This window comes from Clostridium sp. UBA2485 (assembly GCF_002341865.1).
Taxonomy (GTDB): domain Bacteria; phylum Bacillota; class Clostridia; order Clostridiales; family Clostridiaceae; genus Clostridium_J.
Genome location: NZ_DDOV01000058.1, coordinates 70,782 through 91,094, shown reverse-complemented (window position 1 = coordinate 91,094; position 20,313 = coordinate 70,782). Strand labels below are relative to the sequence as shown.

At 28.9% G+C, this 20,313-nt stretch carries 21 protein-coding genes; 5 read left to right on the top strand and 16 right to left on the bottom strand.

Features of this window, described 5'->3' with window-relative positions:
• Nucleotides 1-242: 242 nt before the first annotated feature.
• From B3603_RS12495 to B3603_RS12485, 3 genes are read right to left on the bottom strand one after another with little or no spacing between them, the layout of a single operon-like run.
• Entirely contained in the window at nucleotides 243-806 is a 564-nt protein-coding gene (locus tag B3603_RS12495; RefSeq protein ID WP_291565340.1) for a manganese catalase family protein, read from the bottom strand.
• A gap of 3 nt (nucleotides 807-809) precedes the next feature.
• Nucleotides 810-1,079 carry a spore coat protein CotJB gene (locus B3603_RS12490; protein ID WP_291565337.1) on the bottom strand — a complete coding sequence of 90 codons (270 nt, stop codon included), beginning with the start codon at nucleotides 1,077-1,079 and terminating at the stop codon, nucleotides 810-812.
• Between the two features lie 12 nt (nucleotides 1,080-1,091).
• The gene (locus B3603_RS12485) at nucleotides 1,092-1,253 is read right to left on the bottom strand and encodes a spore coat associated protein CotJA (RefSeq protein WP_291565335.1); all 162 of its coding nucleotides are present in this window, start codon (nucleotides 1,251-1,253) and stop codon (nucleotides 1,092-1,094) included.
• A gap of 451 nt (nucleotides 1,254-1,704) precedes the next feature.
• On the opposite strand from B3603_RS12485, the gene B3603_RS12480 reads away from it, so the two are divergent.
• Nucleotides 1,705-2,268: a GNAT family N-acetyltransferase gene (locus tag B3603_RS12480; RefSeq protein WP_291565332.1), complete on the top strand. Its 564-nt coding sequence runs from the start codon at nucleotides 1,705-1,707 to the stop codon at nucleotides 2,266-2,268.
• Between the two features lie 342 nt (nucleotides 2,269-2,610).
• On the opposite strand, the gene B3603_RS12475 is transcribed toward B3603_RS12480, so the two are convergent.
• Nucleotides 2,611-3,057 (bottom strand): Lrp/AsnC family transcriptional regulator, encoded by a 447-nt coding sequence (locus B3603_RS12475; RefSeq protein ID WP_291565329.1) that lies wholly within the window; start codon nucleotides 3,055-3,057, stop codon nucleotides 2,611-2,613.
• 143 nt (nucleotides 3,058-3,200) lie between these two features.
• Between B3603_RS12475 and B3603_RS12470 the strand changes: the two genes are divergently transcribed.
• Nucleotides 3,201-3,629, top strand: coding sequence for a carboxymuconolactone decarboxylase family protein (locus tag B3603_RS12470; RefSeq protein ID WP_291565326.1), 429 nt, complete (start codon nucleotides 3,201-3,203; stop codon nucleotides 3,627-3,629).
• 97 nt (nucleotides 3,630-3,726) lie between these two features.
• On the opposite strand, the gene B3603_RS12465 is transcribed toward B3603_RS12470, so the two are convergent.
• The 6 genes from B3603_RS12465 to kdpA all read right to left on the bottom strand — a co-directional run bounded on the left by B3603_RS12465 (nucleotide 3,727) and on the right by kdpA (nucleotide 12,176).
• Complete coding sequence (locus B3603_RS12465; RefSeq protein WP_291565323.1) at nucleotides 3,727-4,854, bottom strand: universal stress protein; 1,128 nt, start codon at nucleotides 4,852-4,854, stop codon at nucleotides 3,727-3,729.
• Nucleotides 4,855-4,877: 23 nt separating this feature from the next.
• Nucleotides 4,878-5,477 carry a response regulator gene (locus tag B3603_RS12460; protein WP_291565321.1) on the bottom strand — a complete coding sequence of 200 codons (600 nt, stop codon included), beginning with the start codon at nucleotides 5,475-5,477 and terminating at the stop codon, nucleotides 4,878-4,880.
• 54 nt (nucleotides 5,478-5,531) lie between these two features.
• Nucleotides 5,532-7,373, bottom strand: coding sequence for an ATP-binding protein (locus tag B3603_RS12455; RefSeq protein ID WP_291565318.1), 1,842 nt, complete (start codon nucleotides 7,371-7,373; stop codon nucleotides 5,532-5,534).
• A 373-nt stretch (nucleotides 7,374-7,746) separates the two neighbouring features.
• Nucleotides 7,747-8,385, bottom strand: coding sequence for a potassium-transporting ATPase subunit KdpC (kdpC, locus tag B3603_RS12450; RefSeq protein ID WP_291565315.1), 639 nt, complete (start codon nucleotides 8,383-8,385; stop codon nucleotides 7,747-7,749).
• A 27-nt stretch (nucleotides 8,386-8,412) separates the two neighbouring features.
• Entirely contained in the window at nucleotides 8,413-10,464 is a 2,052-nt protein-coding gene (kdpB, locus tag B3603_RS12445; protein ID WP_291565348.1) for a potassium-transporting ATPase subunit KdpB, read from the bottom strand.
• A gap of 32 nt (nucleotides 10,465-10,496) precedes the next feature.
• Nucleotides 10,497-12,176, bottom strand: coding sequence for a potassium-transporting ATPase subunit KdpA (gene kdpA / locus B3603_RS12440; protein ID WP_291565312.1), 1,680 nt, complete (start codon nucleotides 12,174-12,176; stop codon nucleotides 10,497-10,499).
• A gap of 732 nt (nucleotides 12,177-12,908) precedes the next feature.
• On the opposite strand from kdpA, the gene B3603_RS12435 reads away from it, so the two are divergent.
• The 3 genes from B3603_RS12435 to B3603_RS12425 are packed head-to-tail and all read left to right on the top strand — an operon-like array spanning nucleotide 12,909 to nucleotide 14,235.
• Entirely contained in the window at nucleotides 12,909-13,472 is a 564-nt protein-coding gene (locus B3603_RS12435; protein WP_291565309.1) for a hypothetical protein, read from the top strand.
• Nucleotides 13,465-13,857 (top strand): hypothetical protein, encoded by a 393-nt coding sequence (locus B3603_RS12430; RefSeq protein ID WP_291565307.1) that lies wholly within the window; start codon nucleotides 13,465-13,467, stop codon nucleotides 13,855-13,857. Before B3603_RS12435 ends, B3603_RS12430 begins: the two co-directional genes overlap by 8 nt.
• Nucleotides 13,858-14,235, top strand: coding sequence for an NAD-binding protein (locus tag B3603_RS12425; protein WP_291565304.1), 378 nt, complete (start codon nucleotides 13,858-13,860; stop codon nucleotides 14,233-14,235).
• 183 nt (nucleotides 14,236-14,418) lie between these two features.
• On the opposite strand, the gene B3603_RS12420 is transcribed toward B3603_RS12425, so the two are convergent.
• From B3603_RS12420 to B3603_RS12395, 6 genes are all read right to left on the bottom strand, one after another.
• The gene (locus B3603_RS12420; protein ID WP_291565301.1) at nucleotides 14,419-15,318 is read right to left on the bottom strand and encodes an AraC family transcriptional regulator; all 900 of its coding nucleotides are present in this window, start codon (nucleotides 15,316-15,318) and stop codon (nucleotides 14,419-14,421) included.
• 377 nt (nucleotides 15,319-15,695) lie between these two features.
• The gene (locus tag B3603_RS12415) at nucleotides 15,696-16,541 is read right to left on the bottom strand and encodes an undecaprenyl-diphosphate phosphatase (RefSeq protein WP_291565298.1); all 846 of its coding nucleotides are present in this window, start codon (nucleotides 16,539-16,541) and stop codon (nucleotides 15,696-15,698) included.
• A gap of 182 nt (nucleotides 16,542-16,723) precedes the next feature.
• Nucleotides 16,724-17,458, bottom strand: a complete 735-nt coding sequence (locus B3603_RS12410; RefSeq protein WP_291565295.1) for an ABC transporter permease — start codon at nucleotides 17,456-17,458, stop codon at nucleotides 16,724-16,726.
• Nucleotides 17,451-18,374 (bottom strand): ABC transporter ATP-binding protein, encoded by a 924-nt coding sequence (locus B3603_RS12405; protein ID WP_291565292.1) that lies wholly within the window; start codon nucleotides 18,372-18,374, stop codon nucleotides 17,451-17,453. The genes B3603_RS12410 and B3603_RS12405 overlap by 8 nt, the downstream gene beginning before the upstream one ends.
• Before the next feature lie 203 nt (nucleotides 18,375-18,577).
• Nucleotides 18,578-19,402 (bottom strand): sensor histidine kinase, encoded by an 825-nt coding sequence (locus B3603_RS12400; RefSeq protein WP_291565289.1) that lies wholly within the window; start codon nucleotides 19,400-19,402, stop codon nucleotides 18,578-18,580.
• 91 nt (nucleotides 19,403-19,493) lie between these two features.
• Entirely contained in the window at nucleotides 19,494-20,198 is a 705-nt protein-coding gene (locus tag B3603_RS12395) for a response regulator transcription factor (RefSeq protein WP_291565284.1), read from the bottom strand.
• Nucleotides 20,199-20,313 lie beyond the last annotated feature (115 nt).

The window sequence follows — 20,313 nt, the reverse complement described above, 5'->3', positions numbered from 1 at the left end:
ATATGGGGACGGTTCATTACAATTAATAAGTTTAAAATAATTAACATTATTAAGATACTAATTTTAAAATACTAAAATCAAAGCTTCTTATAAAAATAATAAAATTAAATATAAACATATAAAAACAAAAAATAAAAATCTGCCAAAATAATTTTAAAATATTGGCAGATTAGCAAATAATATAATTTTTTAAAATATATATTATATATAAATTATTATTTCTCTATACAATATAATTAGATTTATTTAGAACATATATTTTCTTGAACATCGACTAAAGCTTCTCCAAATCTTTGGAAATGAACAATTTCTCTTTCTCTTAAAAATTTTAATATCTCTTTAATATCGTGATCATCTGTTAAGTTTATTAGCCATTGATAAGTTGCTCTTGCTTTTTGTTCTGCTGCCATATTCTCATGAAGGTCAGCAATTACATCACCTTTAGCTTGTATATAAGCTGCTGTCCATGGATTGCCAGTAGCATCTGTATAAAATATTGCTTTTCCATGATCAGTATCATGAGCTCCAAGACCAGCTTCTTTAATTTCTTCTACAGTTGCATTTTCCATAAGTTGATATGCCATAGTACCAATAATCTCAACATGTGCCATCTCCTCTGTTCCTATGTCGGTGAGTAACGCTTTAGATTTTCCTGTAGGCATTGTATAACGTTGATTTAAATATCTAAGCGCAGCACTTAATTCACCATCCGGTCCACCATATTGGGATATAAGAAATTTCGCCATTTGAAGATCTTTAGATTTAAGATTTACTGGATATTCTAAAGTTTTTACATAATACCACATACTCTACTCTTCCTCCCCTCTATTCTGTTCTCTTTGCCATGGCCATGGGTCTTTTACCCAAGCTGGTGGATTTTCTACAAAAGCAGAACCGAAGTTAGTAAGTGGACCGTATTTTTCTTCATATTCACTAATTAAACAAGTTAATTTATGAGATGTAATTTTAAAATCTTTTGTTGCCTTTTCATCATGAGGAAAATTATCTAGAAATAAATTAAGCTCTATAGCATAGAATTGATATTCTCTAATAGTATTTAATAGTTCATTTGCATGCATAGTATTCACCTCTTAACATATAGATTTTTTATTATATGGTTGATAAAGGTCTTTAAAAATTGTACCTCTTCTAAAGGCCTCTCTAACTGAAAATAAACTTTCATAAACTTGAGGTAATACATATGCCCTTGCATATTGTACTCTTACAGTTTTACATTTTTCATGGTCATGCATTAATTTAACATCCTTTCGTCATTTACTAGCTAATAATCATGTTATGTTGAAAATATCCATAATGTTACAAATAATATAATTTTATCTCAAAATATACTTAAAATGTATTTAAAATGCAAAATTAAATGCACTACTTTTTTAATGACAAATCCTTTAAAGTTTAAATGTAATAGGGACGGTTCATTACAATTTATACAAAATTAGAATAAAATTTATTAAAGTATTGACTTAAAAAATTACTAAACTAAAGATTTAATAAAAAATGATGAATCGTCCCTTACTTAATCAATAGAAATTTTACAGTTACTAATTGACATTTCTCAATTAATAACTATAAAATTATGAAGGTATATATTTTTACGTAAAACTCCGAAGCTTTTGCTATATATACTTTTTCTAAAGAGTATTATCTATTATTTTTTAGAATAAATATGATTATTGGAGGTTCGATATGGTTATTGAAAATAAAGAAATAATAGGAAAGAGCCTAACATGGATACTTCGCTGCCCTACGAAAGGTGATGGAGCAGAATTATCTAAATTAAGAGTTCAATTAGACGGAGAAACAGAAAATTTTGACCGCGAACCAGGAGAGGGATTTCTTACCCCAGAAGATTTTGAAAAAATGATTTATGAAAATTCAATATCGGATAACAGTTTATTTTTAGTAGCAGAAGTTGAAGGAAAAATTGTAGGACTAGCTCTTTGCAAAGGAAATACCTTAAGTAGATTTAGACATAAAGCATCATTAGGTATAGGTGTTCTAAAGAAATATTGGGGTAATGGAATTGGAAATGTATTATTAGAAAATATATTATCTTGGGCAGATACTACAAAATTAGAAAAAATCTCATTAATCGTAATAGAAACAAATACAAAAGCAATTCAACTGTATAAAAAATATGGATTTATAGAAGAAGGGTTATTAATAAAAGATCGTATTCATAAGGATGGAAATTATTATAATACAGTTATAATGGGAAGAATTTCAGCTCATTATAACTATGTATCATAAATTCTTACTATAGAAGAACCACAGGATAATTTTCCTGTGGCTTTTTGCACGAAAACTAAATATTTTTAACATCAACATATAACAATAGTCATTTACACTTACCCTTTTAATAATAACATTCCCCTAAAGTTCATATTTTAGCGTTAAACATGCATGAGCTAGTTCCTTATAATACTTTTAGTTTTTAGTAAATTCTCAACATATCATTTAAATTCGTCTAATTTGTCATCTGCAAGTATTTCATTTGCATTACCCAGAGAGTTGAATTTACATATTATACAATTAACTATGCTATAAGTACAACTATTTTTCAATTTTGCTTATTGCTTAATTTAAAAATATCTACTTAAAAAACTTAGTAATATTATCATTTATCTCTACACTAGAAAAAGCAATAATAGTTGAAGTTATAGTATATGAGGATATTAAATTTATAAATTCTTCTATTTCATTTAATGAAGATATCGATAGCTTTACTAAAAAGCAGCTATCTCCTGCAACTCTATAACACCACTCACTTCTTTCATATCCTTTTATAAATGCTTTAAACCGTTCATATTCTCCATTTCTCATGGTTACTTTTATTATGCAATCTATAGGAAACCCTATATTCTTTTTATTTATTTTTATTGTATATCCTTCAATCACACCATTCTCTTCAAGTCTTTTTATTCTTTCTGTAATTGAAGGTGGGGAAAGATTGATAAGTCTTGATAGCTGTCTTATAGATAATCGACTATTTTTTTGTAATTCTGATAAAATCATTATATCAATCTCGTCTATTTTCATTTGAAATCACTTCCTCAAAATAATTATTTCATTTGATATATTTATACTAAAATTATATGTCATATAAAATACAAATCAAATAAAATTCACTATATAATATTTATATAAAAAATAAGTCAACAGAATATTAAAGGAGTGATAATATGGAAAGAATAAATTTTTCTGCTGAAGGTTCTACTCCCTTTGAACAGCTATTAGGTCATAACAAAAATGTCCTTAAAGAATGGAACAATTTAGAGGATGCTTTATTTAACTCTAATACTTTTAGTAGAGAATTAAAAGAAGAAATAAGACGTACTCTTGCCTTTAATAATGGATGCACTTACTGTATGGCTAAAGGTAAGCCATCAAATTCTATGAAAGCGCCTAAAGAATTATTGGCGATTAAACTAGCAGATATATTTTCAAAAAATGTAGAAGTGGATGATGAATTATTTGCCCAATTAAAGTCATTATTTAGTGACAAAGAAATCTCTGAGCTTTGTGCCTTCATATGCTTTATAACTGCCTGCCAGAAATATGGAGTATTATTAAATTTGCAGCCTAACTGTTCATTGCAGGATTATATATAATAATTATAGAATTTATGAAAAACTGGATACTTAAAGATAGGATTCCAATAGAAATATTTAATATATTCCTATTGGAATCCTATCTTTAAGCTCAAAATTAATGTTGTGGGTCAGCTACAACTAAAACATCTACATACTTAGCTTTTCTCATTATTTTTCTTACAATAGATCCTTTAATTATCTCATGAAATCTAGTTCTTGCTGATTGTCCTATAACTATTTGTGTTATTGAATTTTCTTTAGCATACTTAATAATTGGTGAAGCAGGATTTTTAGACACTTTCACTATAAATTCTCCTTCTAACCTTTTACATAGATCAACTATTTCTTTATATTTTTTTACTATTTCTCTATCATTGTCATGGTCATGCTTATTTTTTACATACATTACAAATAACTCAGCCTTAAGCATTCTAGCTATCCTATATCCTCTTCTTATTAAATACTCTGCATTAAAATTAAGATTAACACAAACAAGTATTTTTTCTTTTGCACCTACTAATCCATCCACTTCTTTTTCATTTTTATAGCTAGTTAGTTTTTCGTCTTCTTCATTTGCCACTTCCCTTAATGAAAGCTCTCTCAAAGCAGTCAAATTCCCAAGACGAAAGAAATTATTTAAAGAGGAATGAATTTTATCTTCACTATAAATTTTACCTTTTTTTAATCTTTCTCTGATACCTTCTGGAGAAATATCTATTACCTTTGTTTCATCAGCAATTGTTAGCATTTTATCTGGAATAGTTTCTCTAATTTTAACTCCTGTCATTCTATTAACGTAGTCCTTTAGGCTCTCTAGATGTTGTATATTAACAGCAGTCATAACACTTATTCCATTTTCAATAAGTTCTAATACATCCTCATATCTTTTTTTATTTTTTGATTTAGGTGCATTTGTATGTGCTAATTCATCCACAATAACAACTTTTGGTCTTCTTAAAATAATTTTTTCTAAATCCAATTCTTTTAATATCACAGTTTTATATTTAATTTCCTTCGGCTCAATTATCTCTAAATCACCAATTTGCTCAATGGTTTCTTTTCTTCCATGAGTTTCTATCATGCCAATAACTACATCTATACCACTTTGCCTCATTTCATTGGCATCTCTAAGCATTTGATAGGTCTTACCTACACCAGGTGCTGCACCAACATATATTTTAAGCCGACCTTTAATAGAACGTTCATATTCTCTAAGAAAATAATCCGGTGTCCTTGTATTCATAACTTCACATCCTAAATACTCCTTTACTCAAACAATTTTGCTATGTCATAAAATCTTTTTGCTTGAACACTATTGCTTATATTCTCATTAATTTTTCCAATTAAATAATAGGTTTCTTTTATATATGGATTAATGGATAATGCAGTTTTAATATTTTCAAAAGCTTCATCATATTTCTTTTCATTTATTAGAGATTTTGTTTTTGAAAGATATAGTTCAACATCTCTAAGATTAGAATTAGTTCTATTTTCATTTGAAGTATTCTCTGTGATTTCATCAAGAATAGCATTTACTCTATCTGGTGAAAAAGGCTTTTGAAGATAAGCTACTGCACCTAATTTAGTACAGTCTACAGCATTTTTTACTGTAGCAAAAGCAGTCATTATTATTACTGGACAAGAAATCCCGTAATTTCGTAAACTCTTTAAAACCTCTGTTCCACTCATTCCCGGCATTCTTATATCTAAAAATATTAAGTCAATTTCCTCTTTTTTTTCCTTCAAAATATCAAGTGCTACTTTACCATTTTCTGCTGTTAAAACCTCATAATCTCTTAACTCTAAGCATGTAGTTAAGAGTGTTCTTATATTTTTGGTGTCATCTATAATTAAAACTTTCTTCATACAGGCACTCCTTCAATATTACTCTCAATTTTATCTTTAAAAATATCTAGACATTTAATCTTCTTCAATAGGCAATGTAAAAGTAAATATACTTCCTTCATTTAACTTACTTTCACACCAAATTTCCCCTCCATGAACCTCTACAATTTCCTTTGCAATAGAAAGTCCAAGTCCATTGCTTTCAGGTAATATTTCAAAGCCTTCTACTCTGACAAACTTTTCAAATACTTTATTCAAATATTGTTCCGGTATTCCTCTTCCTGTATCTTTTACATATACATACATTTCTTCATTTTTTGTATATGTTCCTATTAATATTTTCCCTTTATTCTCTGTATATCTAATTGCATTTGAGACTAAATTATTTAAAACCCAAATTATTTTTTCTTCATCAACCATTATATTAGGTAATTTCCCACATACTTCATAATGCAAATTAATCTGTTTTTCCTTAGCTTGATTAATATAGTTATTTACACAATTATTAATTAAGTCTATGATATTACAAGGCTTTATATCTAATATTGCTCTATCTGATTGTAACTGAGATATTTTTAATAGATTTGAAACCAAATCATTTAATTTATGAACATCTTCTTTAATAGTTTCAATTATTTTACTCTGCTTTTGATTTAATGTACCTATATTCACATCTGACATCAAACCTACTCCCATCATAACTGAAGTTAATGGTGTTTTTAATTCATGAGAAATTGTTCCTATAAAATCTGTCTTTATCATCTCTAATTGCTTTAATTCCGTAACATTTCTAAAGAGCATAATTACTCCATTAACCTTCAAATCCTTATCTTTTATAGGTGTAACGGTAACATTAAAGAAATAGGTTTTATTCTTCATAGCTATATCTATTATTTTTCCATCGTCTATTAAATCATTATTTATAACTTCAAAAGCATAATCATATAGTTCTGAATTTTTTATAACTTGAAGAAAATGTTTGTTAAGAACATAATCTTCTTTTAAATTTAAAAATTCCTCACAAGAATCATTTATAAACTTAATTTTAAAACTTGCATCAAGTACTATAAGTGGATCAGAAATACTTTTTACTATAGTCATAGACCTATTTTTCTCCGCTAAAAGTGTTCCTTTAGTACTTTTCTCAAACTCATATAATCTATTAGTCATATTATTAAATTCAGTAGCCAGCATTCCAATTTCATCGTTATAAATAATAGGAGCTTGTTTATTAATTTCACCTTCTTTTACAGACTTTACGGTATCAGTCAACAAATGAATAGGTCTTAAATACTTATTTGTATATATTATTGATATTACTAAACCTAGAGCTGTTGAAACTGATGATACTATTAAAATTATATTTGTTGAATGTTCTGCATTTATCTTCGCGCTATTCTTTTTATCGAACATAGTTACTTCATTTAACTTTGATAAATCATTTAAATTTTTCTTTATATCTTCCAGCACTGGAGTTACTATCTCTTTATAAAATGATTGCATCTGCTCATAATTATGAGTTTTACTGTATTCCTGTAATTCTGGAAATAGCTTTATAAAATTAATATAATTCACATTAAGTTCTTCAACAATCTCTGCTTCTCTTACTTCAGTAACATTATTCCTTTCAGTATGAAACCATTTATAAAACATATCATTGCTTTCGTAAAACAAATTAACTGCTTCCTTTTTTTGGTTTTGCATATACTTTAAAATAGCTTTATCTTGGGCTTCTATATAATTATTCATATTATTAGCTGCATCTATACTTTTATAATTATCAGTTATCAATCCATCAATTGACCGTTCTAACTTATAAACATTAAAAACAGAAATTAATCCTACAATTGTAATTATCATTACAAGTCCAATATAAATTAGCGTTATTTTGCCTCTTAATGATTTAATACTAATCACCTCAAATTCTTAGATTGACTAATTTTACTGCATAGTTCACAATTAATTTCTTTAATAAATTTTTATAAGGAAAAGTGACTTATGCACTTTTCCTTTTTATTAGATACAAGAAATTATAAAGCAGTTTAGAAATCAATTATAAAAGTCTTAATTCTTAACAAATGAAAACCTATAATTATTTAAAGAAATTAGTTTNNATTGTCCATTTTCAATTCTCCATTGATTAAGGTTATGAATTGAAATATTTAATGTCATAGAACATTGAGCTATATATTAGTTTTTAAGATATTTTATCTACATAAGTCAATCCTATTTAATAAATATAATACATCTCTAAGATAATCCTAGTCAAAATAAATATTAAATCTTTAAATTATAACTTACCATTATTCTTTAGTATTGTAGCAATCTCTAAATTAACTAAAAGAACATTTACTCTAGGTTCTCCAAATATACCTAATGATCTACCTTCCGTATATTTTTCAATTATTTTTTCTAAATCACTTATAGCTATCCCAGAGGCTTTAGATACTCTATCTAACTGTATCTTAGCAGACTCTGGAGTTATATGAGGATCTAATCCAGATCCAGAACTAGTTACTAAATCTGCTGGAATATCTTCTTTATTTATATTTAGATTATTCTTTAAAAATTCCTCTATATCTTTACTTACTCTCTCCTTTAGTGCTGTATTTGATGGTGCAAGATTGTCAGAGCCTGAAGCTACCCCTGAAAATATTTTTTTTCCATTTTCATCTTTAAGATTATCTTCTTTTGCATAGGTGTTATAACTTACCGCTGATACTCTGCCTTGAAAGAATCTTTCATCTTCAAAATCTTGCCCTATAAGTTTAGAGCCAACTATCTTGCCATTAAACTCAATTAAGCTTCCATTTGCTTCTTCGTTAAAAAATAACTGACTAGCACCTGTGACCAAAAGTGGATATATAAATCCACATACTATAATTAACGTTATTGTCATTAAAAATGAAGTTTTAATTATGCTCTTCATAAAAATTACCCCCAGTATATAGATAGACTATAAACTAAAAATTTTTAAAACTGGTGATACAAGTAAATCTATAAGCTTAATACCTATAAATGGAACTATTACACCACCTAGTCCATATATTGAAATATTTTTCATTAACATTTTTTCTGCCTTCATTGGCTTATATTTAACACCTCTCATGGCAATTGGTATTAATAACGGTATTATAATGGCATTAAATATCAATGCCGACAATACTGCACTTGTTGGAGTATTTAACCCCATTATATTTATACTATTCATCTCTGGTATAGCTATAGAAAACATTGCAGGTATTATAGCAAAATATTTAGCTACATCATTTGATATACTAAAAGTAGTCAATGCTCCTCTTGTTATTAATAACTGCTTACCAATTTCAACTACCTCTAAAATTTTTGTTGGATCTGAATCTAGATCAACCATATTAGCTGCCTCTTTTGCCGCTTGCGTTCCACTATTCATAGCGAGTCCTACGTCTGCTTGTGCAAGGGCAGGTGCATCATTGGTTCCATCTCCAGTCATTGCTACAATTTTACCTTCAGCTTGTTCTCTTTTAATTACATCAATTTTATCCTCTGGATTACATTCAGAAATAAACTCATCAACCCCAGCTTCTTTAGCTATAGTTGCAGCTGTTAGTGGGTTATCTCCTGTGCACATAACGGTCTTTATTCTCATCTCCCTAAGTCTTGCAAATCTTTCAATTAATCCTGGTTTTACAGTATCCTTAAGATATATAACACCAAGTATATGCTTATCTACGCATACAACAAGAGGGGTGCCACCTAACTTTGAAACCTGTTCTGTAACCTTATCTAAATCCTCAGGAATTTTACCGCCAATACTAATTACAAAATTTTTAATAGAATCAGCAGCGCCTTTTCTTATCTTAATTCCATCCTTTAAATCCATACCACTCATTCTGCTTTGAGCAGTAAATTCAATAAATAGACTATCTTTATACTCATCTTCATTTATAATAACATTGTTTTTTCTAGCTAATTCTATTATAGATCTACCTTCTGGTGTTTCATCTTTTATAGATGATAAAGCAGCAAACCTTGTAACTTCTTCTTTTATATGCTTGCCTACAGGTATAAACTCTGCTGCCATTCTATTTCCGAAAGTAATAGTACCTGTTTTATCAAGTATCATAGTATCTACATCTCCACAAGCCTCTACAGCTTTACCTGACATAGCGATAACATTAAACTTTGTAACTCTATCCATGCCTGCTATCCCTATAGCTGATAACAATCCTCCTATAGTAGTAGGTATAAGACAAACTAATAAAGCTATTAATGTTGAAACTGGAATTTCAACTTGAGAATAGTTTGCCATTGGTAATAAAGAGACTATTACTATTATAAAAATAATTGTTAAACTAATAAGAACTGTACTTAAGGCTATTTCGTTAGGAGTTTTTTGCCTTGAAGCTCCTTCTACAAGACTAATCATTTTATCAAGAAAAGATTCACCTGGAGACGCTATTATTTCAACTTTAATCCAATCACTAACAACCTTTGTTCCACCAGTAACAGCACTAAAATCTCCTCCAGCTTCCTTTAATACTGGGGCGGATTCTCCAGTAATAGCTGATTCATCTACCGAAGCAATTCCTTCAATTATAACTCCATCATTTGGTATTAAATCACCAATTTCAACTAGAACTATATCTCCTTTTTTTAGCTCACTTGCACTTATTATATTTACAGCTCCATTTTTAGAAATAAGTTTTGCCTTTGTATCCTTTCTTGTTTTCTTTAGTGTTTCTGCTTGAGCTTTTCCCCTTCCTTCTGCCACTGCTTCTGCAAAGTTTGCAAAGAGTACTGTAATTAGAAGTATGAAGCTTACTATTCCATTATATATCCGTAAATTTTCTCCTTCATTACCAAAAATGTTTGGAAAGATACTTAATATTAAGGTAATAAAAAAACCTATTTCAACTATAAACATAACAGGATTCTTATACATAATTTTAGGATTAAGCTTTATAAATGAATTCTTAATAGCAGTAATAATTATATCTTTATTTAAAATCTTTTTATTCTTTTTCATACTCATAATGAATAACTCCTTTAATTAGGGCTCTATTGTCCTAAGGTTAAATGTTCTGCAATTGGTCCTAGTGCCAAAGCAGGAAGGAAAGTCAACGCTCCTATAATTATCACAACAGCTACTATTATAACTACAAACATTCTGTTGTCAGTTCTAAAAAATACATCATTTTCTGGTAATGCTTTCTTTGCTGCAAAAGATCCTGCAACTGCAAGTAATAATATCATTGACATATATCTGCCAACTAGCATTACTATACCTGTTGTGCTATTCCAAAAGATTGTATTATCTATAAGTCCTTCAAATCCTGAACCATTATTAGCGGCTGATGAAGTGTACTGATAAAGTACTTGAGTTAATCCATGAAATCCATGATTTGTTATGCCGTTAAGTCCTGATTGTACACTAAGTGCTATAGCTGATGGCATTAGTATTATTAATGGATGAATAATTATTGCCAGGGCAATTAATTTAATCTCTTTTCCTTCGATTTTCTTTCTTAAAAATTCTGGTGTACGTCCTACCATAAGGCCACATAAGAATACCGCTAATATTGCATACATAATCATTCCCATAAGTCCAACACCATTTCCACCAAAGACTACATTAAGCATCATATTCCATAGTGCTACCATTCCCCCTAATGGAGTTAAAGAGTCATGCATATTATTTACAGTTCCCGTTGTAAATGCTGTTGTTATAGTTGTAAAAAGTGACGATTGTGCTATACCAAATCTAACTTCTTTTCCTTCCATATTTCCTGCTATTTGCGATAATCCCACATTAGCCAATTCAGGATTTCCTCTCATTTCAGCATAGTAACAAATAGGAATTGCTATTAAAAGTAATATTGCCATAGCTTTAAAAATTGTCCACCCTTCTTTCTTCTTTCCTATCATTAAACCGAAAGTGTAAACTAAGGATCCTGGGATCACCATCATTGATAGCATTTCTATTAAATTTGTTATAGGTGTAGGATTTTCAAAAGGATGTGAAGAATTAGCTCCAAAGAACCCCCCGCCATTCGTTCCAATGTGTTTAATAGATTCTAAAGAAGCTACTGGTCCAAGGGCTATATCTTGAAACTTCTCTTCAATGGTATTAACTGTCACATTCGGAGAAAGAGTTTGTGGAACTCCTTGCCATACAAGAAGTAATGCAACAAGTATTGATAATGGTAACGATACTCTAGTTATAATTCTTACAAGGTCAACAAAAAAGTTTCCAACAGTCTTTTTACGTCCAGCAAGTCCCCTAATAAAAGCTAAGGCTGCTGAAAGACCTGTCGCTGCAGATGTGAACATAAGAAATGTAATCACACTCATCTGAGTAAAATACGATACTGCTGACTCTCCACTATAATTTTGAAGATTAGTATTGGTAATAAAACTTATAGCAGTGTTAAAACTAAGACTTTGCTCCATACTATCTATACCATTGGGATTTAAAAAACTTATATTTTGAAACCTTAAAATGAAATATGCTATTAAAATCATTACTCCATTAAATAACAATAATGATGTAGCATATTTTTTCCAGTTCATTTCTTCTTTCTTAACTTTTGTAATCTTAAATATAAAATTATCTACTTTATCAAAGACTGGATCAACAAATGACCTTTCCCCACTTGCCACTTTGTAGAGATATGTGCCTACTGGTACTATAAACAACATAAATAATATCAGCGTTACAACTATTTGTAGAATATCCATATACTAAACCTCCCAAGTTTTTTGATTCTAAATAATCAATACTATCATTCATCTATCTGTTTGGGGCTAATTTGATAATCACACCATTTTATAAATCTATAGAACAATCCATAACTTACTAGTAATGTGGCTACAAAAATAAAATCCATTAGCATATACACTCCCCCGTTAAATTACTATGATTTTAAAATCTGTAACTAGATTATAAATCTACTTTCTTATAAAATGAAAATCTCCAAATTGAAGCAAATAGAAATCCTTCCTATCACTATTGTTGATAGGATTAGATTATCTCTTTATTGCGTAGCTTGTTTCATAGTTTTAGCTTGTTTTGCTACTAATTATATTTCTTATATAATTTTTATTAATAAATCAATAAAAACTATAGTCTTTATACACCTAAAAGTCTTTATACAAAATTGGCTCAATATTTTATCGATTTCATTCTCTTATCTGCTTTTTTACTAGGCTTAATAAAATATTGTTAACATAAAAAATTTCTAAATATTTTTATAGAAATGGATTTACTCTTATAAAAAGTGTATTTTCCATTGGTTTATATATTAAAGATAAGCATATTTAAAATAATAAAAGATATATTTGGATTTCTTTTGTTAAATAGCCTTCAACACTATCTAAAAATTTAAATTGTTGATTATTACAAATTTGATTGAAATTACTTGTAGGAATAAAATTAATTTAGAAGCTAATATGTTTAAAAGGAGAATTTATATGACATTAGATTTGTTTTTGGATATAAATAATAAAGTTCTTGTAGATTACAATAATTACTATTCTTTATTAGAAGATCAGTTAAAGATATATAGTATATTCAACTTTGTGAAAAATGAAATTATCTATGAAAACTCAAGGAATATAAACAGAGCTTCAGAAACCTTAGTGTTTAGAAAAGGAAATAATCTAAGTAAAAACCTTCTACTTTACTCTCTGCTAAAAATAAATAATATAAATTGTAGCTTAAAATGCTTTTTCGTACAAGACAATACTAAATCGATAGTTGACAGAAATTTTAAGGTTATTCCTTGGACCTATGTTAATATTAGATATCTTAATAAAGAAATTAATTTAGACTGCAGCTTTGATAAAGATTTAATTAGATGCCTAAATCTAATATATAGAGGAAATAAATTAAATTATTTGCCAACAGATTATTTTAATTGTGATAACACTGTATTTCATGTTGTTAGCAGGAATTATGATTTAGAAGACTTGAACTTATTGAATTACTACAACAGTAGATTTCATAATAGTATTAGGGGGTATTGTTATGTATGATGCTATTATAGGTATTAGCGATTTTACAGATTTAGTAATTGAAAATTTCTTAGAAAAAAATAGATTTATTATGCTTATGGCATCTAAGGAATATTTAAATAAATTTAATAGTAATAAAATGATTATAAAGGTTGATATAGATATAAAAAATTCTCAATTAGTTAAAGAAAAAGTTAAAAGTGCTAAGTTTAATAAAATAGTTATTTGTACTGATAATGATATGTTAAACCTAATGCTTGCTGAAGCATTAGGAACATTAGGACACTCAAATAATCTGTACGTTATTTTTAATTCCAAGGATATATCAAATTTAACAAGTGATAACTATAAAAGTATATATATAGATCAATTAATGAAACACTGTTTTAATGAGGAGATATTATAGATGTATGCTGTTGTTATTGGAAATAAGGAATGGAAAAATTTAATTATTAATTGCCTAGAGGATATAGGATTCGCGGTTACCTATATAGATACTGAAGAAAATATGGAGATAAATGAAGCTCAGTTAAATAAAAGTGGAATAGGAAGAGCTGATATTTTTCTAAACTTAACTAAAAGTGATGAGTTTAACCTTTACTTTTGTAAAAAAGCTAAAAATGATTATAATGTACCAATAACACTAGCTTTAGCAAATTATGTTGAAAATAGTGAAGTTATGAAACTTCAAGGAATTGATTTTGTGGTTTGTACAAGTTTATTTTTAATAAACTTTCTAAAAAATACCTTATATAAAAAAATTTCATCTTTACATGATGAATAAATAAATTTCTTTAATATAATGTATCCGACATGATAACAAAAATCATCATGTCGGAATTATATAAATAAATATAGATATTTTATGCTTTCATAGGATTTAACACTATTTTAATGTTAAATCTTATGTTTTTGTAAGGAGTACAAAAGTATTTTAATTAGACATTTTCATAAATAAAATATCTTTTTACTCTTTTTTTACTACTGGTATATAGATATCCATTACAATTCCCTCATATCCATAGCAACGCTCATCATATAGTTCAAAATCTACTCCATCTGGTGCATATTCATAACCAGACTCTGGAAACCATTCATTCCATATATAGTTCCATGTTCCTTGAATGGTGTTAACAAATTCATTATTCTTACGATCTGATGGTGGCGTAGTAAATACTGCATAGGTAGCTTCATTTATTTCTCCTTTGAAAAGTCCTTCTGGTATATTATCAAAGCTCCTTACCTCTACCCCTATTATATAGGAGAAGTTTCCTGTCTTCATATCTGGTTGTAGACAAACTCCCAGTTCTGCATGATTAACCGGAGTAATTTTATTGTGTAAAGTTTTTGCCCAATTTTCTTCAAAGTATCTGTCCCAAAATTTTGGAATTTCCGTATTATTCTTTCCATCATTTGAAGTAGTTTTTAGTTCATAACCTGCTAACTTGAATGCTGGTTTGACAATAAATTTAGGTCGCATAATAATTCCTCCCATTATTTTATATTTTGCTAACTTCATTAAGTCCACTTTCTCTGGAATCCGTTTAGTTGCATGAATTCGATATTGTTCTGGAGATACACCATAGGATTTGCGAAACGCCTTAGTGAAGCCTGCATGGGTATCAAAGCCATAGTCTAGAGCAATATCCAAGATTTTTCGTCCACCAAGTAGCTCTGTAGCAGCATAAGCTATACGCCTTTTCCGTATATATTTCATTACTGGTAGCCCTACATAGAATTGAAATACTCTGTAATAATGATAAGATGAAAATCCAGCTAATGTAGCTAGTTTCTCTACTGTAATATCTTCTTTTAAGTGAATCTCAATATAGTCGATACTTTGTTGAATACAAGCTCTATAATCCATGTTTTCCCTCCCCAATCTATGATTCTATAATATCAGAGCTAATTACCATTCGCTTATCCATTTTTGCTAAGTTGATTTTTACTAATAAGGTATCTTCAAAAGATAATAGATAAGTATATCAGCCTACTTTCCATTATTCTAAGTTGTAAGTTTCTGTTCATAGGTCTAGTATTAATAGAACTCCCACATTGTCTGGCATGAGAAATATTCAAAAATAGCTAGTTAAAGATGCTCATATATTTCGCATCTTTAACTAGCTATTTTATTTCATAAATTTAGAATATAGTAACATCCTTGTTTTTTATTTTCTTTCAAATGCCTAAACTTGATATACCTTTTATCAATAACTTGTCCGAAAGAAATGCCTGTATATTTTATTAAAATGCTCCCGTAAATCCTGCCAATAAAACTACAACTGCAAATATCATTCTATAAATTGCAAATATCTTCATTGGTTTTTTCTTTAAATAAGAAATAAACTTATTAATTACTGCTAACGCTACTATAAATGAAACTACAAACCCAACCGCAAGAGAAATAATTTCTGGAGATGTAAGAATAGATATGCCACCAATCTTTAAAATTTTTAGGAAACTCATTCCTACCATAACTGGGATTGCTAAAAAGAATGAGAACTCGGCAGCTGCAACGGTAGAAAGTCCTGCTACCCATCCCCCTATAATAGTCGAAGCTGAACGCGACATCCCTGGAATTATAGCTAAGCATTGAAATAATCCAACTAATATTGCTTGCTTTGGTGTAACATTTAGCTCATGATTTTTTGCATTATTATTTCTAAATTTCTTTTCAGCGTATATCATCCATATACCACCTAAGAATAAGGTTATAGCTACAGATATTGGTGTAAATAAGTACTGCTCTGCTAAGTCATCTAGTAGTATTCCAAAAAAACCTCCAGGAATACAAGCAATAAATATCATAAACCAAAATTTAAACCCTGATTTTTCATATCCAACTTTTTGTGGAAAAAAGTTTACAAGAGTATCTTTTATCTTCTTCCAGTAAAGTATAACAACTGCAAGTATTGCTCCAAGTTGTATTACATATGTATACATCTCAACATAGTTTGCACTGGTTCCTTTAAATCCTATTAAATTTTGAAAAATAACAAGATGGCCTGTTGAGGATACCGGTAAGAATTCTGTTATTCCTTCTACGATTCCTAATATTATAGATTTTATTATAAAAATTATTGTTTCCATTTAATCACCTTTTTCTAATTTATTATTTAGACATAGGGAAAAATAACTAGTTGAAGATTTTAAATGCATTTTCTTCGATAATAGCTAATATTATGATTCCTTAAATATACATCATAATTTGAAATAGATTATTATAATTACTAATTATTTTCCAATATATCTTATTCAAATACATATCTGTATTAATGAATATCTACCTTTTTAAAGTAAATCACTGTTGCTATAAATCCAATAATAGACGTAATAAAAATAGAAATATAAGAATATATTGGAGGGTATTCTGGACGAAAAATATTAGTTGCTATAGCTAGTATTGCTGACCATGGATATAAAGCACTATATTCTGAATTTGAAATTAGCACGTTTACCATAGTTATGGCTATAGTAACTGCAATGGTTGGTACATAATCTTTGAATAAAAGTGTCACAAATATAATTGGAGTTGACAACAGAAAAAGAAGACTACCTCCTATGATATACTCTTTAAATGAAGTTATCAATATTGTAGTGTTTAAACCTTCAAACTGTCCTATTAGTCCAAAAATTAAAGTCATAACCCAAGAAATTATAGTCAATACCATAATCCAAATTAATAGCAGAACTAGTTTGCTAATAATAAGGTTTATTCTTGATACAGGTATAGTTAATAGATTTTTTAATGTGTTCTCAACATACTCTCTATTAAAAAGATAGGCAGTAATCAACCCATATAGAAGCACTCCAATTAGAAAAACAACATATAAATTAGTATCAGAAAAAACCACATTAAATTCAATAGGTATGTCAGGTCTTTTGGCCTTTTGCATTATATATGCTATAAAGCACATAAAAGGTGCTACTATCGCCCCCACAATACTTACCCAAAACATATTAGATCGTTTAAGCTTTAGAAGTTCAGTATATAATAAATTAGCCAATAGTGCCACCTCCTATTAGTTTAATAAAGTAATCTTCTAAGTTATCTTCACTCATAATAATCTTTAATACCTCAATATCATTTTCTACAAATACTTTGTTGATCTTTCCTTGTTCACCTAAATGAGAATATATACGAATGTTTCCTTTTTCATGAACTTCATAATCTGTAATATTAAAATGTTTCTCTATAAGAAGAGTTGCTTTATTCTCGTTAGATACTTGAAATTCAAGATATTTACGATTTCTTTTTCTAAGCTCTTCAATAGATACCTCTTCTAGTAACTTCCCATCATGAATAACTCCAATATTATCTGCTAATTGTTCAATTTCACTAAGAATATGACTTGAAATAACAATGGTTACATGATTTTCTTCGCATAATTTAACAAGAAAATTTCGCATTTCCTGTATACCTATAGGATCAAGGCCATTTATGGGTTCATCTAAAATTAATAACTCTGGTTCATGTATAATAGCAGCTGCAATTCCTAAACGCTGTTTCATTCCTAAAGAATATTGAGATACTATTTTCTCTGGTTCTTTGTCAAGCCCCACTGTTGAAAGTGCATATTCTATAGCATCTGAACGATGAATTCCACGTAATCGAGCTAATATTTTGAGATTTTCACTTCCCGTTAAATTTTGATAAAATCCAGGATTTTCAATAATTGACCCAATACGTGGGTAAATTTCCTTTCTATTTTTCATTAAGTTCTTTCCGAATATTTCAATTTCACCTGAAGTAGGTTGAACTAATCCCATAATCATGCGCAGTGTTGTAGTTTTACCTGCTCCATTCCGACCTAAAAGTCCATAAATTTGGCCTTTGGGAACATGGAGATTGATCCTATCCACTGCTACCTGTTTATCAAATTTTCTTGTAAGTGCTTTAGTTTCTAAAATCCAATTTTCCATCTGTATCGCTCCTTGTCTTAATTGTTTTCTTACTAAAATATAAATATCCATTTTTTATAAAAAGTAACCAAATTACTTTTAAAAGAATACATTCTAAATCTATCAGCTATTCCTAAGAAATATCCCAAATTACTAATTATGAATTGAAATAACTTATATATTTTATTCTATCTGGTAGTTCTGACATGGAGCTTACACATTTCTTACTTTTTCTTACTTTTTGGTAGAGAAACTTGCACAAATGTTTTTATATAAGGAATACTTTCCATAAAAATTCTTCCCTGCATCTTGTGAACAAGTTCCTTGGAGATAGCTAAACCTAAGCCATGGCCTTTAGTTGACCTTGAAGAATCCTCTCTATAAAGTCGTTCAAAGACTCTAGGTATTTCATCTGAAGATAGTCCAGGACCTTTATCCCAAACTTCAAAATAAACATCAGTTTCATCATCCCATGCAGATACCCCTATAAAATGATTGTTTCTACCATAACGAAAAGCATTTTGAAGTAAATTACTAAAAATGCGAATCAATGCATGTTGATCTCCATTTACAAAACACTCCTCATCAGGAATTTGAACTTCTAAGGTTATGTTTTCTTTCTGTAATATTGGAATCCAACCAATAAGCTCACTACGCAGTAATTCAAATAAGTCAATTGGTTCAAAGACAAGTTGAATTTCGTTAGCATCTATTTGTGCTATAGTAAACAGTTCATCAATATATTCTTTTAATGCATAAGCTTTATTTTTTGCAATATGAAGATATTCTTCACTTTCTTCGCTAGCAATACCATCGCACAATGCTTCTAGATACCCTAGAACAGATGTTAATGGAGTTCTTACATCATGGGATAAATTAGATAGCATCTGTTTCCTTGCCTGTTCTGCTCGAAATGCCCTTACTTTATCTTTTTGATACGAGTCTACTAATTTATTAATTTTAAATACTAAAGGGGCGATAGCCTCCTTAGCTCCAACATGAATTTTTCGATTTTCATTACCTTCAATAATATCATCTAAAATATGCAAAGTCTCTTGAATACGGTGGCGATATTGCCATTCACGATAAATAAAAAATATAAGGACTATTACTAAAATAATGATAAACCATATAATTTCCTTACTCATTGCCTGCTTCTCCATTAAACTTATAGCCCATACCCCAAGCTGTTAAAATGTATATTGGATTTTCTGGGTCTGGTTCGATTTTTTTTCGTAATCTTCTAATATGTACCATAATATTGTTGTCATCATAAGCATAATCTTCTTGCCATACGTTTTGATATATTTGTTTCTTGGTAAAAATTTGTCCAGGATTAGATGCTAAAAAATATAATAAATCGTATTCCTTTCCAGTAAGTGAAATATTTTCACCATTATAGGTGACACGGATATGTGCAGTATCTATAATAAGAGGTCCAAAAGCCATGCAATGTGGCTTTTCTGCCACAGCACCAAGCACTACATATCTACGAATTAATGATTGCACTCTAGCTGTTAATTCAGATAAACTAAAAGGTTTAGTTATGTAATCATCCGCACCCAATTTTAGTCCCAAAACCTTATCCATTTCATCACCCTTTGCTGTAAGCATTAGCACTGGCGTATTTTTTATTTTTCTAATATGAGTTAATGTAGATATTCCATCCATTTCTGGCATCATAATATCCAATATAATTAAATGATAGTCCTTGTTATTAACAAACTTCAAACCTTCTATCCCTGTATGAGCAACATCTGCCTCATAACCTTCAGTTTCCATGCATCTTTTAAGTAATCTACATAGTTCAATATCATCATCTATAATTAAAATACTCTTTTTCATATAAATCACCTCATCCTTAAATTGAAATAATAATATTAAATAATTATTTTTATAATCATTTAATATTATTACACTTATTATAATAAATGTATCTAAAATAATAGTAAATTTAATA